This window comes from Edaphocola flava (assembly GCF_004118155.1).
Classification (GTDB): Bacteria; Bacteroidota; Bacteroidia; order Chitinophagales; family Chitinophagaceae; genus Edaphocola; species Edaphocola flava.
Genome location: NZ_SAIQ01000001.1, coordinates 120,243 through 139,749 on the forward strand (window position 1 = coordinate 120,243; position 19,507 = coordinate 139,749).

At 43.9% G+C, this 19,507-nt stretch carries 15 protein-coding genes, 1 pseudogene and 1 riboswitch; of the genes and pseudogenes, 11 read left to right on the forward strand and 5 right to left on the reverse strand.

The window, feature by feature from the left end:
- Positions 1-41: 41 nt before the first annotated feature.
- Entirely contained in the window at positions 42-455 is a 414-nt protein-coding gene (locus EMP01_RS00555) for an NUDIX hydrolase (RefSeq protein ID WP_129019549.1), read from the reverse strand.
- A gap of 213 nt (positions 456-668) precedes the next feature.
- Positions 669-813, forward strand: a riboswitch (cobalamin riboswitch).
- Positions 814-933: 120 nt separating this feature from the next.
- Between EMP01_RS00555 and EMP01_RS00560 the strand changes: the two genes are divergently transcribed.
- The 8 genes from EMP01_RS00560 (at position 934) to EMP01_RS00595 (ending at position 6,277) form a co-directional block, all read left to right on the forward strand.
- Positions 934-1,908, forward strand: a complete 975-nt coding sequence (locus EMP01_RS00560; protein WP_129019550.1) for a ribonucleotide-diphosphate reductase subunit beta — start codon at positions 934-936, stop codon at positions 1,906-1,908.
- Between the two features lie 24 nt (positions 1,909-1,932).
- Positions 1,933-2,325 (forward strand): acyl-CoA thioesterase, encoded by a 393-nt coding sequence (locus tag EMP01_RS00565; RefSeq protein ID WP_129019551.1) that lies wholly within the window; start codon positions 1,933-1,935, stop codon positions 2,323-2,325.
- 3 nt (positions 2,326-2,328) lie between these two features.
- Positions 2,329-3,975 (forward strand): ribonucleoside-diphosphate reductase subunit alpha, encoded by a 1,647-nt coding sequence (locus EMP01_RS00570; RefSeq protein WP_129019552.1) that lies wholly within the window; start codon positions 2,329-2,331, stop codon positions 3,973-3,975.
- A 121-nt stretch (positions 3,976-4,096) separates the two neighbouring features.
- Positions 4,097-4,690, forward strand: a complete 594-nt coding sequence (locus EMP01_RS00575; protein ID WP_237559435.1) for a TetR/AcrR family transcriptional regulator — start codon at positions 4,097-4,099, stop codon at positions 4,688-4,690.
- 29 nt (positions 4,691-4,719) lie between these two features.
- Positions 4,720-5,217 carry a hypothetical protein gene (locus tag EMP01_RS00580; RefSeq protein ID WP_237559436.1) on the forward strand — a complete coding sequence of 166 codons (498 nt, stop codon included), beginning with the start codon at positions 4,720-4,722 and terminating at the stop codon, positions 5,215-5,217.
- 3 nt (positions 5,218-5,220) lie between these two features.
- A complete protein-coding gene (locus tag EMP01_RS00585; RefSeq protein WP_129019553.1) occupies positions 5,221-5,526 on the forward strand; it encodes a DUF3817 domain-containing protein in 306 nt (101 codons plus the stop codon).
- Entirely contained in the window at positions 5,523-5,891 is a 369-nt protein-coding gene (locus EMP01_RS00590; RefSeq protein ID WP_129019554.1) for a rhodanese-like domain-containing protein, read from the forward strand. Before EMP01_RS00585 ends, EMP01_RS00590 begins: the two co-directional genes overlap by 4 nt.
- A 65-nt stretch (positions 5,892-5,956) precedes the next feature.
- Positions 5,957-6,277 carry a hypothetical protein gene (locus EMP01_RS00595; protein ID WP_129019555.1) on the forward strand — a complete coding sequence of 107 codons (321 nt, stop codon included), beginning with the start codon at positions 5,957-5,959 and terminating at the stop codon, positions 6,275-6,277.
- Positions 6,278-6,347: 70 nt separating this feature from the next.
- Here the strand turns inward: EMP01_RS00595 and tyrS are convergent, their stop codons facing one another.
- Positions 6,348-7,631 carry a tyrosine--tRNA ligase gene (gene tyrS / locus EMP01_RS00600; protein WP_129019556.1) on the reverse strand — a complete coding sequence of 428 codons (1,284 nt, stop codon included), beginning with the start codon at positions 7,629-7,631 and terminating at the stop codon, positions 6,348-6,350.
- A 152-nt stretch (positions 7,632-7,783) separates the two neighbouring features.
- Between tyrS and EMP01_RS00605 the strand changes: the two genes are divergently transcribed.
- From EMP01_RS00605 to rnr, 3 genes and pseudogenes are all read left to right on the forward strand, one after another.
- Positions 7,784-8,974 carry a putative type IX sorting system protein PorV2 gene (locus EMP01_RS00605; protein WP_129019557.1) on the forward strand — a complete coding sequence of 397 codons (1,191 nt, stop codon included), beginning with the start codon at positions 7,784-7,786 and terminating at the stop codon, positions 8,972-8,974.
- A 12-nt stretch (positions 8,975-8,986) separates the two neighbouring features.
- The gene (gene porU2 / locus EMP01_RS00610; RefSeq protein ID WP_129019558.1) at positions 8,987-13,999 is read left to right on the forward strand and encodes a putative type IX secretion system sortase PorU2; all 5,013 of its coding nucleotides are present in this window, start codon (positions 8,987-8,989) and stop codon (positions 13,997-13,999) included.
- A 73-nt stretch (positions 14,000-14,072) separates the two neighbouring features.
- Positions 14,073-16,199: pseudogene (gene rnr, locus EMP01_RS00615) on the forward strand (ribonuclease R); the annotation flags it as partial.
- A 79-nt stretch (positions 16,200-16,278) separates the two neighbouring features.
- On the opposite strand, the gene EMP01_RS00620 reads toward rnr, so the two are convergent.
- From EMP01_RS00620 to EMP01_RS00630, 3 genes are all read right to left on the reverse strand, one after another.
- Positions 16,279-16,467, reverse strand: coding sequence for a hypothetical protein (locus EMP01_RS00620; protein ID WP_129019560.1), 189 nt, complete (start codon positions 16,465-16,467; stop codon positions 16,279-16,281).
- A 104-nt stretch (positions 16,468-16,571) separates the two neighbouring features.
- Positions 16,572-18,833 carry a zinc-dependent metalloprotease gene (locus EMP01_RS00625; protein ID WP_129019561.1) on the reverse strand — a complete coding sequence of 754 codons (2,262 nt, stop codon included), beginning with the start codon at positions 18,831-18,833 and terminating at the stop codon, positions 16,572-16,574.
- Positions 18,834-18,855: 22 nt separating this feature from the next.
- On the reverse strand, positions 18,856-19,461 hold the full coding sequence (locus tag EMP01_RS00630; RefSeq protein WP_129019562.1) for a hypothetical protein: 606 nt from the start codon (positions 19,459-19,461) through the stop codon (positions 18,856-18,858).
- Positions 19,462-19,507 lie beyond the last annotated feature (46 nt).

Below are 19,507 nucleotides of genomic sequence, written 5' to 3' on the forward strand. Positions count from 1 at the left end.
GAAAATACCATTGACAAAGGAAGGGGCTGTCTTTAGTCTCTTTATACTTTATTCCCCAACATCCTCCCCACCACCTTATCGATTGGCAGGCTCAGCTTTGCTTCCAGGCTTTCATTAATCGGATGAAAATATAAAATACCGGTATCGGAATGTGCAGGTATCTCCTGCCCTTCTTCCATCTCAACGATATAATAAATGCTGATGATCTGGGTATCATCCATCATAGATTTCTGGAAGAAGTCGGTGGTATAGAAATGCGTACAGTGTTTAATGCGTAAACCCAATTCTTCTTCAAATTCACGGTGCATACACTCAATCGTACCTTCTCCGTAATCCAGTCCCCCGCCCGGGAATTTCACAAAATGATGTTTGCCGTATTGTTCCTCACTCAGCAGTACTTCCTGCGCTTCGTTGAGGACGATTCCATACACCCGAACGTTAAATAATGTGCTCATAATTGATGCTTCAAAGGTATCACAAAATACGGTTTTTCCGGCTGTAAATGAGCCTGTAAAGGTTTTGAGAGCAGTGCGCTACCCAAACCGGCCCCTGCACTCGGTGCATATGCGGAAAATCAATGCTGGTGTACATCTCCCAACATTATCAACACGCTGTGCATATCTACTTGCTGAAAATAAAGTACGGGATATTACCTTTGGAAACCGAAAGGTTCTTAATGGGTATTAAACATTTAGTATGTAGCCACATACCGAACTGAAACCAGGGGAATCGTGTGTAACTCACGAGCTGTAGCGCAACTGTAAATACACTGTGTGTATAAGCCAGGATGCCTGTTTAATACCAACGATTTTTGCTTTCGCTTAAAAGCAAGTCTGCCACTCTGTGTATGCCGCTCTGGACATACACCAGTACGCTGACCCTGCTTTTTGCGATATAAAACATAATAAACTGTTCACGTAAAAAGTAAACGCTATGAGTATTTTCGACTTCAGACAAAATTATAAGCCTTTCGAATATCCGGAGGTGCTGCAATTTACCGATGCGATCAACAAATCCTTCTGGGTACACTCAGAGGTTGACTTTACCGCAGATCTCCAGGACTTTCACTCGCACCTGAACTTTGCTGAGCAACAGGCCATCAAGAAAAGCCTGCTGGCGATTGCACAGATCGAGGTAAGTGTAAAAACATTCTGGGGTAACCTGTACCTGCATTTGCCTAAACCGGAATTTAACGGACTGGGCAGTACTTTTGCAGAATGTGAATTCCGCCACTCTGAAGCCTACTCCCGCCTGCTGGAAGTGCTGGGCTACAGCAGTGAGTTTGAAAAGATCCTGGACATTCCGGCCATCAAAAAACGTATCCAGTACCTGGGCGCGGCACTGAAAAATGCAAAAAGCGATAAGCCTCAGGAATACATTACTTCATTGGTACTGTTTACGATTCTTATCGAGAACGTGTCTCTGTTCAGCCAGTTCGCCATCATCCTGTACTTTACCCGTTTCAAAGGGTATATGAAGAATACCAGCAACATCATTGCCTGGACTTCTGTAGATGAGCAACTGCATGCGAATGCGGGTATCTACATCATCAACCAGATCAAAAAAGAATTCCCTGAATATTTAGACGTAGAAAAAGAGGCGCAGATCCAGGAAATTGTGAAAGAATCGCTGTTGATCGAATCCGAAATCCTGGACTGGATTTTCGAAGACGGAGAACTGGAAAAGATCAGCAAAAATGATATTCTGAACTTTATGAAATACCGTATTGACGATAGCTTGTCTAAAATAGGTCTGTCTAAAATCTACAATGTATCTGAAGCAGAATATATGCCGATGCAGTGGTTTGAGGAAGAGGTGTTTGCCAATAGCCTCGACGATTTCTTTGCGAAACGCCCGGTAGACTATACCAAGCACGATAAGAGTATTACTGCAATGGACCTGTTCTAATCCTGAATTCAACGATCCCATAAGATGAACTTAACGATAGAAGAAAGAATTAAAAACGCGGAAACCCGCATCTTTAAAGTGGTTTTCCCGAATACAACCAATCACTACAATACCTTATTCGGTGGTACGGCTATGCATATGATGGATGAGGTTGCCTTTATTGCGGCTACCCGTTTCAGCCGTAAGCGCATGGTGACGATCTCCTCCAGCCAGATCGATTTCAAGGAATCTATTCCTGCCGATACGATCATCGAACTGGTGGGCCGCATTACCGAAATCGGGAATACCAGCCTGAAGGTATCTGTAGAGATTTTCCAGGAAACCATGTTCAGCGAAGAACGCAAAAAATCGATCAGCGGTATGTTTACCTTCGTAGCGATCGACGAAAATAAAAAGCCCATTAAAATATTAGATTAAGATATGGAAAGATTATGGTGGCTCAATGAAGAAAGTGAGCAAATATTAAACAGAGGCTACTTACTGAAAGGCGAAACCGTAGAGGGTGCTATTGACCGCATTGCCGGTGCAGCAGCACAGCGCCTGTACAAACCGGAATATAAAGAAGGTTTTAAGGAGCTGATCGAGAAAGGCTGGATGAGCCTGAGCTCTCCGATCTGGGCCAATATGGGTACCGAAAGGGGCTTACCGATCTCTTGCTTTAATGTACATATCCCGGACCATATCGAAGGTATTACCCATAAACTGGGCGAGGTGATCATGCAGACCAAGATCGGTGGTGGTACCTCCGGCTATTTCGGCGGACTGCGTGCCCGCGGTACTGCGGTAACCGATAATGGTAAAAGCAGCGGTGCGGTTTCTTTTATGAAACTGTTTGATACTGCTATGGATACGATCTCTCAGGGTGGCGTACGCCGCGGGGCTTTTGCTGCCTACCTGGATATCGACCATCCGGATGTAGAAGAATTTTTAAACATTAAGAACATTGGCCACCCGATTCAGAACCTGTTCTTCGCCGTATGTATCCCGGATTACTGGATGCAGGAAATGATCGACGGTGATATGCAGAAGCGTGAGATCTGGGCTAAAGTCCTGGAATCGCGCCAGCAGAAAGGTTTACCATACCTGTTCTTCTCCGATAATGTAAACCGTAACAAGCCGCAGGTATACAAAGACCTGAGCCTGCAGATCAATGCCAGTAACCTGTGTTCTGAGATTGCCCTGCCGTCTACAATCGACGAATCATTTATCTGCTGTCTGTCTTCCATGAACCTGGAACTGTATGATGAGTGGAAAGATACAGAAGCGGTAAAAATGGCGATCTTCTTCCTGGATGCAGTATTGCAGGAGTTTATCGTAAAAACAGAAGACAATTATTACCTGGCTGCAGCGAACCGCTTTGCCAAAAGACACCGTGCCCTGGGCCTTGGTGTACTGGGCTGGCACTCTTACCTGCAGAAAAACCGCATTCCTTTTGAAGGGCTGCGCGCCAAACAACTGACCAACGAGATCTTTAAACATATCCACGAAAAATCGGAAAAAGCAACAGCGGAGCTGAGCTATATCTACGGCGAACCGGAGATTCTGAAAGGATATGGAAGAAGAAATACTACCCTGCTGGCGATCGCACCTACGACTTCGTCTTCGGCGATCCTGGGCCAGTGCTCTCCGGGCATTGAACCTTTCAGCAGTAACTACTACAAAGCTGGTCTGTCCAAAGGTAACTTCATGCGTAAGAACAAGTACCTGAAAGCATTGCTGGAAGAGAAAGGGCTGGATAATGAAGAAATCTGGAGAGGCATCATGCTGAACAATGGTAGTGTGCAGCATATTGCAGAGCTGACACAGCAGGAAAAAGATGTGTTCAAAACATTTAAAGAAATATCTCAGCTGGAGATTATTCAGCAGGCCTCTATCCGCCAGGGCTTTATAGATCAGGCACAGAGTCTGAACCTGAACATCCCATCCAATATGCCGATCAAAGATGTAAACCGCCTGATGATCGAGGCATGGAAACTGGGTGTTAAAACGCTGTATTACCAACGTAGCCAGAGCGTATCGAAAGAACTGGTGAACAATCTGGTTACCTGCAGCAGTTGTGAATCGTAAACACTTATGAATACCATAACGGAAAAATGCTCATCTCTGTATGAGCATTTTTTATGCCCTCAATTCTGTCTAAAGCTGTAAATTACACTTCCGCTTACACCAGAGCATAACGCATAAGATCATGATGAAAAAAGCGGCAGCCACCCGGCTGCATATCCTTCAGAAAGCATTTGAACTGATCTATACGAGAGGCTATCAGACCACAAGTATAGATGATATACTAGCGACCACACAGGTCACTAAAGGGGCCTTTTATTACCATTTCAAAAATAAAGATGAGATGGGCGAAGCGATCGTGAACGAGATCCTGAAACCCACACTCACAGAGGGTTTCATTGGCCCGTTTAAACATGCCGCAGACCCTCTGAATACCATATATGATATGATGCATGGACTGCTGATGGAAAATGATTTTCTGAAAGTAGAATATGGCTGTCCTGCCGCTAACCTGACCCAGGAAATGACCCCCTGGAACAAAGATTTCAGCAAGGCTCTAAATGAGCTGAACCAGCAATGGCAAAAGGTAATGATCGACTCTCTGAATGAAGGCAAGAAAAAAGGCATTGTCCGTAAGGACGTAAATGCCCGCCAGGTAACCCTCTTCGTTATGTCTGGCTACTGGGGCATCCGTAATTTCGGCAAACTGGAGAACAGTAAATCGGTATATCTTCCTTATCTGAAGGAATTAAAAAACTATCTCAATATGCTGAGGTAATTTTTTTGACACAAAACATACTAATCGGTATGTTTTTTAATTTACCTTTGCCCAGTCAACTGAAAATCATGTATCAGACACTTACTGTTTATCACTCTTTGCTCCGCTGGCTGGTATTACTAAGCCTTATCCTCTCACTGATTACCGCCTGTACCGGTTTATGGAAACAGCGCCACTTCGGCAAAACGGATAATGCTATTCGCCACTGGACGGCTACCATTGCGCATATACAGCTGATTGCCGGTATACTGCTCTATGCGCAAAGCCCTGTAACCCGGTTTTTCCGGGAGCATAACGCAGAGGCCCGGCAGCAGTTCGACATTACCTTTTTCAGTGTGATCCATGCAATACTTATGCTGATCGCAATTATCCTCATCACCATAGGTTCGTCGCTGTCCAAAAGACAGAACAGCGACCGGGATAAATTCCGTACCATGGCTTTATGGTATGCATTTGCCTTACTCATTATATTTATTGCCATTCCCTGGCCTTTTTCTCCCTTTGCCACCAGACCATATATCAGATAAATTATGCTTGTATCCTTATGTAAAACGAAGATCGGCAGGCTGCGCATCATTGCATTCCTGGAGGGGATCTCCCTTATCCTGCTGTTGTTTATTGCCATGCCACTGAAATACCTGTTCCAGTATCCGCGACCGGTACAACTATTAGGTTCCGTACATGGTGCTTTATTCCTGCTCTTTATTGTCAATACCCTGAGCACAGGTATAGAGCAACGCTGGCGCTTCCGGACTACTACCTGGAAGGTACTGCTGGCCTGCATTATCCCATTCGGAACATTTTATATAGACCGTCAAATTTTACGTAAACAATGAAAGCCATAATGATTATTGCCAGTACTTTACTGCTGATCTACGCAGGTTACCGAACTTATCGTTATGCAACTATGACTAAAGGTCTGGACCAATTAATCGGGCGCGGGGCTGTAATACTTGATGTGCGCACACCACAGGAGTATGCGACCGGCCATATTGAAGGCTCGGTCAATATATCGCTGGGAACGATTCGCGAACGCTATACAGAACTGGATACTGCCCAAACATATATTACCGTATGCTCGCACGGATTAAGGAGTGTAAAGGTGCAGCAACTCTTAGAAGAAAGGGGCTTTAAGCATTTATATAACGGTGGCGCATGGGCCGATCTGGAGCAGATGATTAAGGCTGCTTTCAAAAAATAAATGTGCTCTGCTGTAGTATCGTTTTATGCAGAATTGATATACTTTTGTGATCATACTCAGCAAATATGAATGCAATAGAAACATACGAACAGATCGGACAATCTGTACCCAATGCGGTATCCAGCCATATGTTCGGTAAGCCTTGTTTTAAAATTGAAGGGAAAGCATTTGCCAGCTTTTTTCAGGAGGCGATGGTTTTTAAACTAACGGGAACCATACGGGAAGAGGCACAGCAACTGGAAGGTGCATTACTGTTCGACCCTTCCGGCAAGGGCCGTCCGATGAAAGAATGGATACAGGTCCCATTTGCCCATAAAGACAGATGGCCGGAACTGGCCGCAATTGCGGCGCAATATGTAAGAAGCCAGAAAACAAGAATGCAATAGCAATCAGCATAGCGTATACTAAAAAGGGACTGATCTTCGATCAGTCCCTTTTTAGTAAAGTGCATTTTCATTATTCAAACACAGCCAGGTAATATTGTTTCTTACCTTTCTGGAACAATACATATTTATCATTCAATAACTGAGTAGCCTCCAGGCGTGCTTCAATACCCTGAATTTTATTTTTATTCATACTCACCCCACCGCTTTGCAGCATTTTGCGGGCCTCGCCCTTAGAAGGGAAGATACCGCTTTCGGCAAAGAAAGTGATCAGGTCTATACCCTCTCCTTCCAATGCCGCTTTGCTATAAGTTACCTGTGGCACGCCATCCATCACTTCCAGCAATTGCTGCTCGCTTAATGCGGTCAGTGCTTCTTCCGTAGCCTTACCAAACAAGATCTCTGTAGCCTGCTGTGCAAACTCCAGGTCTTCTTTAGAGTGCACCATAGTAGTCACTTCTTCAGCAAGGCGTTTTTGCAACATACGCAGGTGCGGTGCGGTATCATGTGCTGCAATCAGTTCATTGATCTCTGCAACCGGGATGAACGTAAATATTCTGATCAGGTTCTTAGCATCATCGTCTGTTACATTCAACCAGTATTGATAGAATACATATGGAGATGTTTTATTACGATCCAGCCAGATATTTCCACTTTCGGTTTTACCAAACTTACCACCATCTGCTTTTTTCAGCAGCGGACAGGTAAAGGCAAAAGCTTCGCCCTGAGCCTTGCGGCGAATAAACTCTGTACCCGTAACGATATTACCCCACTGGTCACCACCGCCGAACTGCAGTTTTACACCCTGTGTTGTATACAGGTGAAAGAAGTCATAACCCTGGATCAACTGGTAGGTAAACTCCGTAAAAGAAAGGCCATACTCCAGGCGCTTCTGTACAGAATCCTTAGCCAGCATATAATTCACGGTAATATGCTTACCTACATCGCGGATAAAATCCAGGAAAGAGAATTTGCCGATCCAGTCATTATTATTAACGATCTCTGCCTTATTAGCCAGTTGCTCATCAAAGTCAATGAATTTCTCCAGCTGCTTACGGATGCCAGCAATATTCTTTTCGATGGTTGCTTCATCCAGCAGGTTACGCTCCGCCGATTTGCCTGTCGGATCGCCAATCATGCCGGTAGCACCACCGATCAATGCGATAGGCTTATGTCCTGCCAGCTGCATGTGCTTTAATAATATAATGGGCAACATGCTTCCTATATGCAAACTGTCGGCAGTCGGGTCAAATCCCACATAACCGCTGACCAGTTCTTTCTCTAATAATTCTTCTGTACCAGGAATTATATCCTGCAGCAATCCACGCTCCCGTAATTCCGGAATAAAGTTCTTCATTGTTAAACATTAAGGTTCGCAAATTTATTGAGAAATATCCGAACCGTCAACACGTTCTTGTAGTAAATGAATTACATTTTGTTAGTATATAACTCGTAATTTTTTTAGTATTTTTGTCGTTAAGTACTCAAACCTCAAGCATCAGAAAGGAAATGAAAATAAGAAATTTACACATTTTATCATTTATAACATGTTTTCCACTAGCTGTTAACGCACAATCTCGTATTTATGTGAATGAGTACCTGAACATCGGTGTAGGAGCAAGAGGACTAAGTATGGGTGGTGCACAATCTGCCGCTACCGGCGATGTATATTCTACCTACTGGAACCCTGCCGGACTGGCCAATATGCAAAATGATGCGGAACTGGGCCTGATGCATGCCGAATATTTTGGTGGTATATCGAAATATGATTTCGGTGCACTGGCCATGAAACTGAAAGACAAAAAACGCATGATCGGTATATCCTTCATACGTTTTGCCACAGATAATATCCCTTACACACTTGATTATGTGCAGCCTGATGGCTCTTTTGATGATAGTAAGCTGAAGGCGATCTCTGCGGGAGATTATGCTTTTACTTTCAGCTATGCGCAACAACTGGACTGGTTTAAGCATAAAAAGAATACTGAAGCAAGCCTGGGTGCTAATGCCAAAGTGCTCTACCGTAATGTGGGCAGTATGGCTAATGCCTGGGGTGCCGGCCTGGACCTGGGGCTTAAAATTCGCTCCGGCCAGTGGCAATTCGGGGTGATGGCGAGAGATATTACGACAACCATTACTTCATGGAGTTTCCACCTTACCGAAAAGGAAAAAGAAGTGTTCAATAAAACCGGCAACGAAATTCCGATCAAATCCTATGAAGTGATGAACCCGAGACTGAATATCGGGATTGGCTATCACTTCCTGAAGCCGAAGAAAGATTTTCAATTGTATACAGAACTGGGAGCAGACCTTACTACCGATGGTAAAAGGCAGGCACTGATCAGTGGTAAACCGATCAGTATAGACCCGAGACTGGGATTGGAAGCGTCTTATAAAAATACAATCTTCCTGCGCGGCGGTATCAGTAATATGTACCAGACCGGCGACAATACCGATACGACTAATAGAAATAAGTACTTCGTATTTCAACCGGCAGTCGGTGTAGGATTCAAGATCAAACAATTGCATATTGACTATGCTTTTACCAGCCTGAATATGCAGGACAACCCTTTATATTCTCACGTTGTTTCTCTGAAACTGAATTTCAATAAACAGAAAAAGAATACGGTAAACCCGCGGGAGGCACCTGTTGTACCCCAACCTGCGCCTGAACCATCTGCCACACCTGTTAAACCTTAATTCCTGCACACCATGCAATTCAATATCTACAAAAAACTAAAACAGTTGCTGCCTGCTTCGTTTGCGGTGGCAATACTACTCTCCGGGTATGGCGCCTTTGCCCAGCCTTATGGGAATGAGTGGATCAATTATAACCAGACCTATTTTAAAGTTAAGGTTGGAGAAAACGGTATTTATCGCATACCCTATGCTGCACTACAGAGCTATGGTATGGGCAGTGTGCAGGGTACACAATTCTCTGTATTTCGCGATGGCGTACAGGTGCCGGTATATGTGAGCAATAACGGTACTTTAGGCAGTAATGACTATATAGAGTTCTATGGTACTAAGGCTAATGGCAAGATGGATACAGAACTGTATAACAATCCGGGAGACCAGCCTGATGTAGAGGTCAACGGCATTTCTGATACGGCGTATTACTTTATTACCTTCAACAGCACCGGTAATAATGCCCGCCTGACGCTGAACAATAATGTGATGCCTGGCACACCGCCGGCAGCAGAACCTTATTGTATGACTACGGTCTTACCGACCACGTCTTTACGCAGCAACTTTGCCCAGGGAGAATCTTATTATACTGGAACAGAACTGGTCTATTACTATTCAGCTAAAAATGATAAAGGTGAAGGCTGGGGCATTACCTCATATGCTCCCATTAACCTTACTTATAATACACCTAATATCTATACCGGCGCCAACGCTACGTTGCAAACGGTAACCTTATGGAACTCCAAGTTGAACGGTAATAACCTGCAGTATTACATTAACGGGACTATGGTATTAGATACTTCTGGCCTGGCACCTTATACCCTTGTCCGGAGGAATTTCAATATCAACAGTGCTTCTCTGAACAACAGTAATACCATCACGGTTTCCAACATTCAGCAATATGGCTTTACCGTACAGAAGGCGGGCCTGTACTATCCACGCACTTTTAACTTCGGATCGGTATCCAGTCTCAATTTTGATGTCCCAGCCAATAATGCGGTGCAATTGCTGACTTTAACCAATACAAGCAGCAGTACACATTACGTATTTGATCAGGCCACCAACAATATTTACCACATCAATGGCTCGGGCACAGTTAATGTTGTATTACCGGCAACTGGCGGCAACAGCAGAAGTATTTATTATGCTCAGGCACCAAAAACAATCACCACACTGATCCCGGTTACATTTAAGAATTATACCCAAAGTGCTAACCAGGGTAATTATCTTATCCTTACAGATAAGGCTTATATAAACATGCCGAACAGTGCAGTAGCAGACTATAAATCTTATCGTAGTTCTGCAGCAGGTGGCGCTTTCCAGGCGGTTATTATAGAAGCCAATGATCTTTATGACCAGTTTGGCTATGGTTATGAGTATAACGGACTTTCTATAAAGCGATTCCTGAAATACGCCCAAAGCAGCAGCAGCTGGAGCAATAAGCCGGAGTATATGCTTATTATAGGCAAGGGAATCAGTTATGAATACATAAGAGATTATGTATCCAATCCTGCTACTTACCCATATCCTATGGTCCCTACACTTGGAACGCCAGGATCGGATAACCTATTAGCTGAAATAGGCTTCACTAATATACCATCAATTGCTATAGGCAGGGTTTCGGTACAGAATAATACTGAAATTGCGAATTACCTGGAGAAGGTAAAATCTTATGAAGATGCCCTCAAAACGCCAGCTGTCCCTAACCTCACCAATAGTTTATGGAAAAAGAAAGGACTGCATATTGCCGGTTCTCAGGGTGTTACATTACAAGCAGAATTGTACGCAGGTCTGAATACCTGTAAAGCAATTATAGAAGATACCCTTACCGGTGCAACCGTCATCACTACAGGAAAAAGCTCTACAGATGTTATAGAGAATGCAAGCGCCCAGATCGATTCACTGATGAGATCGGGAGTACAATACGTTAACTTTTTCGGACATGCATCGGCCAGTGGCTTTGATTATAACCTGAATAACCCTGAAAATAACAATTCCAGCCCCCGCTTCCCGGTGTTTATGGCACATGGTTGTGACATTGCGAATATTTTCACGCCAAGTACGACAAGGACAATCAGTGAGCGCTATATTGATGCGCCTAATGGTGGTTCCATTGCTATGATTGCCTGCGACAACTTCGGGTGGACCAGCTACCTGGCTAATTATATGAGGGGTATGTACCAGAATTTTGCCTATAAAAATTACGGAAAAACGCTGGGCCAGCAATACCGCAGTAATATTGAGAATCTGCAGAATGTAAATCCCGGCAACATTTTCACATCTATTCATTCACAGAATATGTTGTTGCAAGGTGATCCGGGCTTATCGGTATACAATCCTGACAAACCGGACTATTATGTAGATGAATCGCTTTTATCCAGCAACCCGGCTATTGTCAATACAACTATGGATACATTTACCCTGAGGGCAACCGTTTATAACCTCGGAAAAGCGATCAATGATTCTGTATATGTATACCTTGCCCATACCAAGGTCGGTTCTTCCGTAGTGCTGTTCCAGGACTCCATAAAAGTAAAGATCCTGAATCAGCAACAACTGTCGTTCAAGGTGCCTGTTAATCCACTTACCGATGTTGGCTTGAACAATTATACTTTACGCATCAATAAAAATGAGGTCAATGATGAGATTACATTCGCCAACAACAGCGCTACCCTGCAACTGTATATTTCTGAAAACAACCTTACACCTGTATACCCTTACAACTTTTCCATCGTACATCAGCAGAATATTGAGCTGAAGGCCTCTACCCTCAATCCATTCCTGCATGAGACGCGTTTTATCATGGAACTGGATACTACAGAGCGCTTCAACAGTCCGATGAAGCAGACTAAGAATGTTACGAGTATGGGTGGTGTAATCAAGTGGACGGTTCCCTTCCAGATGACAGACAGTACAGTGTATTACTGGCGCACGACCATTGACACCTTAATTAATGGACAGTATGTATGGAACAATAGTTCCTTCATCTACCTGGCCAATGGTTCTGATGGATGGAACCAGTCGCATTACTATCAGTATGCCAAAAATACAAGAGTAGGACTGGACTTAACGGAAGCTAATCCTCAGTTTGAATTCGGAGCCAAGGATAATAATTTACGAGTGTTAAACCAGGTATTCGGTTTTAGTTCGACATATAGCTCAAACTTCCTGAATAATATAAACCTGGGTAATGCCGGTTGTGTATTTGAAGGAGGGGTACAATTTGTACTGATCAGTCCGCTCACAGCTACGGCAACAGTCAATACAGGACAGTATCCGGGCAGCACTCCAGTATGTTTAAACCGTATGTATCATATCGAGTTCCCGACTACTACTGCTCAGGGCCGTAAGAGTGCAATGGATTTTATCCAGAGCATACCGGACGGGACTTATGTGATGATGAAATCAATTATGACGACAAGCTCTGGAGAAACTTATATTGATACATGGATGAACGATACCCTCACCTACGGTAGCGGACAGTCTTTATACCATAAAGTAAAAAGCCTGGGTTTTACAGAAATCGACCAGTTTACAAGTCGTAAGCCTTTTATCTTTTTTGGCCGTAAGGGCTATCAGGCATTTGTTCCATCGCAGGTAGTTGGTGCTCTGCCCGATTCCAAAATTGACATTGACCGCGATTTCAATTCGTACGATGATAATGGTAATATGAACAGTGTCGTAATCGGACCGGCTAAGTCATGGACGAAACTGCTGTGGCAGATAAAATCAAGAGATAACCACCTGGACTATGACAGTAATTCTGTAAAAGTATATGGTCTCTCCGGACCGGATTTTGCAACAGAGACCTTATTATTTTCTACGATGAATATGGACACTTCACTGAGCGGTATCGATGCTGCACAGTATAAAAAGCTGCGTATGGAATGGTATACCAAGGATAGCACCTTGTCTACCCCTTCTGACCTGCGCTACTGGCGTGTATTGTATACTCCATTACCAGAGGCAGCCTTGAATCAGCTGGTGGCCATGGAATTCAAAGATTCTATTCAGCAGGGAGAGCAACTGTCTTTGAAACTGGGTATTGAGAATATCAGTCATCTGCCGATGGATAGCATGCTGGTACGATACAAACTTATTGATGCCAGCAACGTAACGCATACCCTGGCTTCGGTACGGTACAAACCTTTAGCAGCAGGCGATACACTGGTAGCCCAGTTCCAGTACAACCCTTCAGCTTATTCCGGTAAAAATGTATTGTATGTTGAGGCGAATCCTGATCAGGACCAGCCGGAAGAATACCATCCGAACAACCTGGGCTATCTTCCGTTCAAAGTGCAGTCAGACCTGACCAACCCGATCATGGATGTAACCTTTGACGGGGTGCACATCCTGAATAAAGATATAGTGTCGGCCCGACCGCTGATCCGTATTTTACTGAAGGATGAAAACAAACATAACCTGATCAATGATACGTCATTGATTCAATTAAGTATGAATAGCGAAACGGACCCAACTTTTGTAACCATTCCGTTTGATGGTACAATCTGTAAGTTTATTCCTGCAGAAAGCAATGGTAAGAATGAGGCTTATATTGAGTACAGACCAACCCTGGCGGACAATACTTATACCATCCAGGTGGCGGCCAAAGATAGAGCAGGCAACACGGTTGGGGCAACCAACAAAAAATATGAAATCGGATTCGTAGTATTTAACAAACCAACCATCACCAATGTGCTGAACTATCCTAATCCATTCTCTACCGCAACACAATTTGTGTTTACCATGACCGGGTCGGAGATACCAAGCCAGTTCAAAATCCAGATCATTTCGGTTACCGGTAAAGTGGTAAAAGAGATCACCAAGTCTGAACTGGGCAACCTCCATATCGGCAGAAATATCACTGATTACCGATGGGACGGAAGAGACCAATATGGTCAATTGCTGGGTAACGGCGTGTACCTGTACCGCGTTATCACCAACAATAGTCAGGGAGAGGATATTGAACTGAACAAAAATAATGCAGTAGATAAGTTCTTTAAGAACGGCTACGGGAAACTGTATATAATGCGTTAATAAAAAAAGGCCATCAGAGGATGGCCTTTTTTTATTAAATTTAGACTGTACCTTTACCCCGGAGGACAATACACAAGTAAAACGAATAATTATGGCTAAGAAGAATCAAGCTAAATCGAAATATATACCCAAAAAGCAAAAAAAATCTCCATTGACCGGACGTAAAGTTTCCGGCAAGCTGGAAGTAGTCAAATCCGGAATGGGATTTGTAATAGTAGAGGGATGGGATAAAGACATCTTCATCCGCAGTAATGACATGAAAACCGCAATGGACGGAGATATCGTTGAAGTAATTGTCGAAAAAACAAGCAGCAGCGGCAGACCGGAAGGAAAAGTAGTTGATGTACTGAAGCGCGGACAAAGCGAATTTACCGGAATACTGGAAGTATCGGACAACTTCGGGTTCCTGATACCGGATAAAAATAATGTGAACTTTGATATTTTCATCCCTTCGAAATACATGAAGGGTGGAAAAACCGGCGATAAAGCAGTTGTAAAAATCACGGACTGGAGTGGATCCAACAAAAACCCACAGGGAGAAGTAGTAGAGCTGCTGACCGGCGAAAGAGATAACCAGATTGCGATGAAGGAAATCCTTTTAGACAATGGATTCCAACTGCGTTTTTCGGAAGAAGCGATGAAAGAAAGTGAAGCGATGCCCGATATACTGCCGGAAGAGGAAATCGCCCGCAGAAAAGATTGCAGAGATATTTTTACCATCACCATTGACCCGGTTGATGCCAAAGACTTTGATGATGCCATCTCTTTCCGCAAATTGAAAAACGGATCATTCGAGTTGGGCGTGCACATCGCCGATGTGAGCCACTATGTACGCCCCAATACTGCACTGGATAAGGAAGCTTATGAAAGAGCAACATCTGTTTATCTCCCGGATCGCGTATTGCCTATGCTGCCGGAACATATTTCCAATGTACTCTGCTCTCTGCGTCCGCACGAGGATAAATTTACCTTCTCGGCCATCTTCCAGATCAATGAACAGGGAGAAGTGAAACAATATTGGGTTGGCCGTACCGTGATTCACTCCGATCATAGATTTACCTATGAAGAAGCGCAACAGATCATAGAAACAGGTCAGGGCGAATATGCTGAGGAAGTGCTGACCATGCACCGTATAGCGCAGAACCTGCGTGCAGAACGCTTTACCAAAGGTGCTATCAATTTCTCCTCCCAGGAAATCCGCTTCAGGCTGGATGAACAGGGAGTACCTGTCGGTATCATTATAAAAGAAAGTAAAGAAGCGAATCAGCTGATTGAAGAATTTATGCTGCTGGCCAACAGAACGGTGGCTGCATATGTCGGAAAACGCGAGGTAAACCATGCCCCTATCCCATTCCCGTATCGTATACACGATGTTCCGAATGAAGATAAACTGGCAAACTTTGCCCAGTTTTCAGCACGATTCGGCTACAAGTTAAATCTGAATAATCCGGATACTATTGCGAGTTCCTTCAACCAGATGCTGAAAGATGTACATGGCAAGCCGGAGCAACATATCCTGGAGCAATTGGGTATCCGCACCATGTCGAAAGCCATTTACTCCAGTGAGAACATTGGACACTACGGATTGGGCTTTGAAGACTACTGTCACTTCACCTCTCCCATACGCCGCTATCCGGATGTAATGGTACACCGTATTGTACAGGAGGTTATAGATAATGAGGTGAAACCGGATAAACAAATGGAAGCCAAATGTGCGCACTGCTCAGAGCGTGAACGTAAAGCCATGGAGGCAGAAAGAACTGCTGATAAGTATAAACAGGTAGAGTTTATGAGCAAACATATCGGTGATGTGTTTGAAGCGCTGATCAGTGGGGTATCTACGATTGGATTCTGGGCTGAGACGATTGAGCATAAATGTGAGGGTATGATCTCCGTTGCCGATCTTACAGAGTGGGATGACTTTACGTTTATAGAAAGTGATTATGCACTGGTGGGTCAGCAAACCAATCAACGTTTCCGCATAGGCGACAGGGTAAATATACAGGTAGTAAGAGCCGACCTGGAAAGAAAGCAGATTGATTTTGCTTATGTAGCTGATCCTTCTCAAAAGCCAAGGGCTCCTAAAGAAACGAAGGATGGTGGAACTACAGCAAAGGCCGGCAGAAATGCCAGACAATCTAAAAGTGCCCCTCCGAAAGCTAAGAAAACGGCTAAAAAACCGCAAAAGAATAAAGAGTAAATGTTTAATACATAAAAAGCGCGCCGGACGAAATCGTCCGGCGCGCTTTTTATGTATTAAACTGCTTTTTTGAAAAAGCTTAGGATTTTGAAGCGAAGCTTGGAAGCTTGTCTTTAATATCCTGCGGCAATTTGTCTTTAATACGACTGCCTGCGTTACGTACTGTTTCTTTCACTTTGTCTTTATCCTCTTTTTTCATCCCCCAGATCCAGTAAGCTGCTGCGGCCAGGCCTAATGCCAGTAATCCGCCTCTTTTTCCGTTTGCCATAACAATAGTGTTTTATAAGATGAATAAATAGTTTTTCGTAACGAATGTAACTCATTTATCTCAATCAAGAACCTTTCATTATGTGAAATAATCATTAAAAGCAATTATCTCAGTACCAGTTTCTGGTTATATACTGCTCCGGCTGCGTTCACAAAACGGATGTAGTATACACCTTTACCTAAATGACCTACCTGCACTGTTTTGCTGGCCTGTTGTCTGCTCAGCTCTTCAGTCCAGATTGTCTGGCCCAGCATATTCATCAACTGTATATTGCCATTACCGGCTTCTTTATTTAAGCTAATGGTTACCTGGTCTGTAGCAGGATTAGGATAAATGCTGATACCTTCTGCTGTTGCCAGTTCCTTGATTGCGGTTGTACCTCCGGTATCAATAGTCGGCACTGCACTAGCGGTATTACCAATCACCACATTTCTGCGGGATACAGAGAAGAAGATATTATTACTCGCTTTGATCTTTACCCTTGCTGTAGTACTGGTGATATCCGGGATATTAACCAGTGCACTTCCCGTATTCGGTACATTTTGTGCCAGCACAATAGGATACGTTCTGCCGGTATCTACAGATAAGTAGATATTCACAGTAGCACAGTTAATCGGTGCACTGCCGGTATGCGCCTGATCCCAATAGATCGTCGTCGCACTGTTTTTGATGATGCTATCGTTCGTGTTAGGATAAATAATCGCAAATGGTCTTGGCGTTGCAATTACATTGATATTATTATTCTGATCAGAAACATTTACTGCTCCCCATCCGTCTTTTACCTCTCTGGCTATGAATTTAAAATTATAGCTGCGGGCACCATTCGACAGGCGATGTCCTTTACCGGAAACGATACCGGATTTCAGGATAGCATAACTAGGGAAAGTACGGGTAGTAACGGTATCAGGAAATATGCTTCTGAAAACAGGGCCTGTTGTAAAATCAGAACCCAAGTTTTCATTCTCCTGGTAGTTACCTAAGTTATATTGCTCGATGGTATACGTGAGCGCACTGTTTGTATTTCCCGGAGTTACCGTTGGGAAATCAAACTCGAACGGTGTCATGTATGGAATATTATATACCGTGGCAGCATCTACCGTAAAGTCAGGGGCTGAAATACCGGTTGCAGCTGTACCACAGGTAGAGGCTGAGCCACTAGCCAGGCTGATCGCAATCTCGTTAAGACTGGCGCTGTGAAAGTAAGCATCACTGTTAGATTGCAGGTTATTGGTTGTACCACAAATACCCGCATAAGCCATAATAGTAGCACCACTACCCGGCTCATATGCTGTAGACTGATTTTCGGTACCGCTACAAATATTGAAGGTATGGTTAGCACCAAACTGGTGTCCCATCTCATGTGCTACATAATCTACATCATAAGGGTCGCCAACAGGATTTGCACTACCGGTTACACCTCTTGCTTTAAAGTTGCTGCGGCACACCCCTTCCAGCATAGCGATACCACCACCGCCGGTACTGAAGATGTGTCCGATATCGTAACTGTTATTGCTGATTTTAGCAGCTGTATTATTTTGGTTTTGTGATAATAACTGGTCACCGTTATTGTTAGCCGTAAACGGGTCTGTAGCAGGATCTGTATAGATCAGCGTATCGTTATTCGGGATAAACTGCATGGTCACCGCCAGCTCTCTTTCATAAATACCGTTTACACGGTTCATAGAAGTCGTCATGGCAGAAAATACTGCTGCTTTGGTCGGATTGGCTCCGGCAACAGCAACGGCATATTCACCGGTACAGCTTAGTGCCAGGCGGTATGTTTTGCGGGTAGCACCATTGGTACGCAGCGCCGTCACGCCGCTATTCGCTTCCTCTACCCTTATCGGTTCCGCACCGGCAACCAGTGAAGATTCTGCCGCGGTATTTACACAAGGCATAATCACTTGTCTTTTGGCATCAGCCTTATAAAAAGCTGCATAGCCATTAGTGCTCCCTTCTGTAGGATTGATCAGGAAAGTACGCGCTCCGTCATACACCATTACGTGCAAGCCGAATGTGTTATAATCCAGTTTGGCACTGATACCCTTACTGTTTGCAGCAACGGCATCAAAAGTCTGTACTTCTGGAAACTTAGCCTGTAATGCCTGTGGAATCAGGGTATTTTTCCATACCAGTAACTCCATTCTGCCCCCGTCCGGAGTAGGAATCGTCATACTTACGGCCTGCTCTTTGGAAGTACCTGCCTTTTGCAGCATTTGCAGTAATGCATGCTGGTCAACGGTAAATCCATAAGAAGGAATATCCATATTCCGCGCAGTCATGGACGTAGACCAGAACTGGTCCTGAGCATTAAGAGCAACACAAAAGCTACCCAGTAAAATACCGGTTAAAAGTATTTTTTTCATTCTTTTAATTGTTGTTTATTTATTATTCATTTACTTGTTTCTGATTTTCTCCGTTTTCAAAAGGGCTTTTAGTTTCGTTTGTGTTGTTCTTGTTGTATAGTAAGTAGTAGACGCTTCCATTTACAGCTTCCCATGGTGAAAGCAGGAAGGTTTTGTTCTGATAGGTAATCATAGCGGTCATATACTGCCCGTCGTAGTTAAGGCGTATATGAGCCAGGTTAGTAGTAGTGTTTCCTGAGAGGTTATAGAGGTTGGGGTATTTTTTGCGGAGCTCTGCTGAGAGTATCCCCGCATCTTTAGTAGTAAATGTTTGTGGCCCGATAGATTCGGGTAAGGGTATGGTAAATGCCTGCACCTGTTCTGCCTGCTGAAAAGCAGTAAAAAAACGATTGATTGCCGTGTGGTCTATATGATAAACCTCATATGCCGACGGTAATTTATGGTTGCGCCAGGTAGTATTCAGATGTACACCATCAGCCCGCTTCCATTCGGAAACAGTAAAGCCGGTGCCCTTCTGTGCTGTACCTGTATGTTGTGCCATGCTTTTATGATGCGATTGTGCCGCGCTGCAAGACTGCAGGAACACTCCCGTCATACTCAAAGCCATCAGCACTAACCATTTATTCATCCTTCAAATATACGTATCTTGAAAAAAGGTAAAAAATTATTAACAA

What these genes read in the sequence shown, in the direction of transcription:
- EMP01_RS00555 (WP_129019549.1), bottom strand. Translation starts at nt 455, where the DNA reads ATGAGCACATTATTTAACGTTCGGGTGTATGGAATCGTCCTCAACGAA.
- EMP01_RS00560 (WP_129019550.1), top strand. Translation starts at nt 934, where the DNA reads ATGAGTATTTTCGACTTCAGACAAAATTATAAGCCTTTCGAATATCCG.
- EMP01_RS00565 (WP_129019551.1), top strand. Translation starts at nt 1,933, where the DNA reads ATGAACTTAACGATAGAAGAAAGAATTAAAAACGCGGAAACCCGCATC.
- EMP01_RS00570 (WP_129019552.1), top strand. Translation starts at nt 2,329, where the DNA reads ATGGAAAGATTATGGTGGCTCAATGAAGAAAGTGAGCAAATATTAAAC.
- EMP01_RS00575 (WP_237559435.1), top strand. Translation starts at nt 4,097, where the DNA reads ATGATGAAAAAAGCGGCAGCCACCCGGCTGCATATCCTTCAGAAAGCA.
- EMP01_RS00580 (WP_237559436.1), top strand. Translation starts at nt 4,720, where the DNA reads ATGTTTTTTAATTTACCTTTGCCCAGTCAACTGAAAATCATGTATCAG.
- EMP01_RS00585 (WP_129019553.1), top strand. Translation starts at nt 5,221, where the DNA reads ATGCTTGTATCCTTATGTAAAACGAAGATCGGCAGGCTGCGCATCATT.
- EMP01_RS00590 (WP_129019554.1), top strand. Translation starts at nt 5,523, where the DNA reads ATGAAAGCCATAATGATTATTGCCAGTACTTTACTGCTGATCTACGCA.
- EMP01_RS00595 (WP_129019555.1), top strand. Translation starts at nt 5,957, where the DNA reads ATGAATGCAATAGAAACATACGAACAGATCGGACAATCTGTACCCAAT.
- tyrS (WP_129019556.1), bottom strand. Translation starts at nt 7,631, where the DNA reads ATGAAGAACTTTATTCCGGAATTACGGGAGCGTGGATTGCTGCAGGAT.
- EMP01_RS00605 (WP_129019557.1), top strand. Translation starts at nt 7,784, where the DNA reads ATGAAAATAAGAAATTTACACATTTTATCATTTATAACATGTTTTCCA.
- porU2 (WP_129019558.1), top strand. Translation starts at nt 8,987, where the DNA reads ATGCAATTCAATATCTACAAAAAACTAAAACAGTTGCTGCCTGCTTCG.
- EMP01_RS00620 (WP_129019560.1), bottom strand. Translation starts at nt 16,467, where the DNA reads ATGGCAAACGGAAAAAGAGGCGGATTACTGGCATTAGGCCTGGCCGCA.
- EMP01_RS00625 (WP_129019561.1), bottom strand. Translation starts at nt 18,833, where the DNA reads ATGAAAAAAATACTTTTAACCGGTATTTTACTGGGTAGCTTTTGTGTT.
- EMP01_RS00630 (WP_129019562.1), bottom strand. Translation starts at nt 19,461, where the DNA reads ATGAATAAATGGTTAGTGCTGATGGCTTTGAGTATGACGGGAGTGTTC.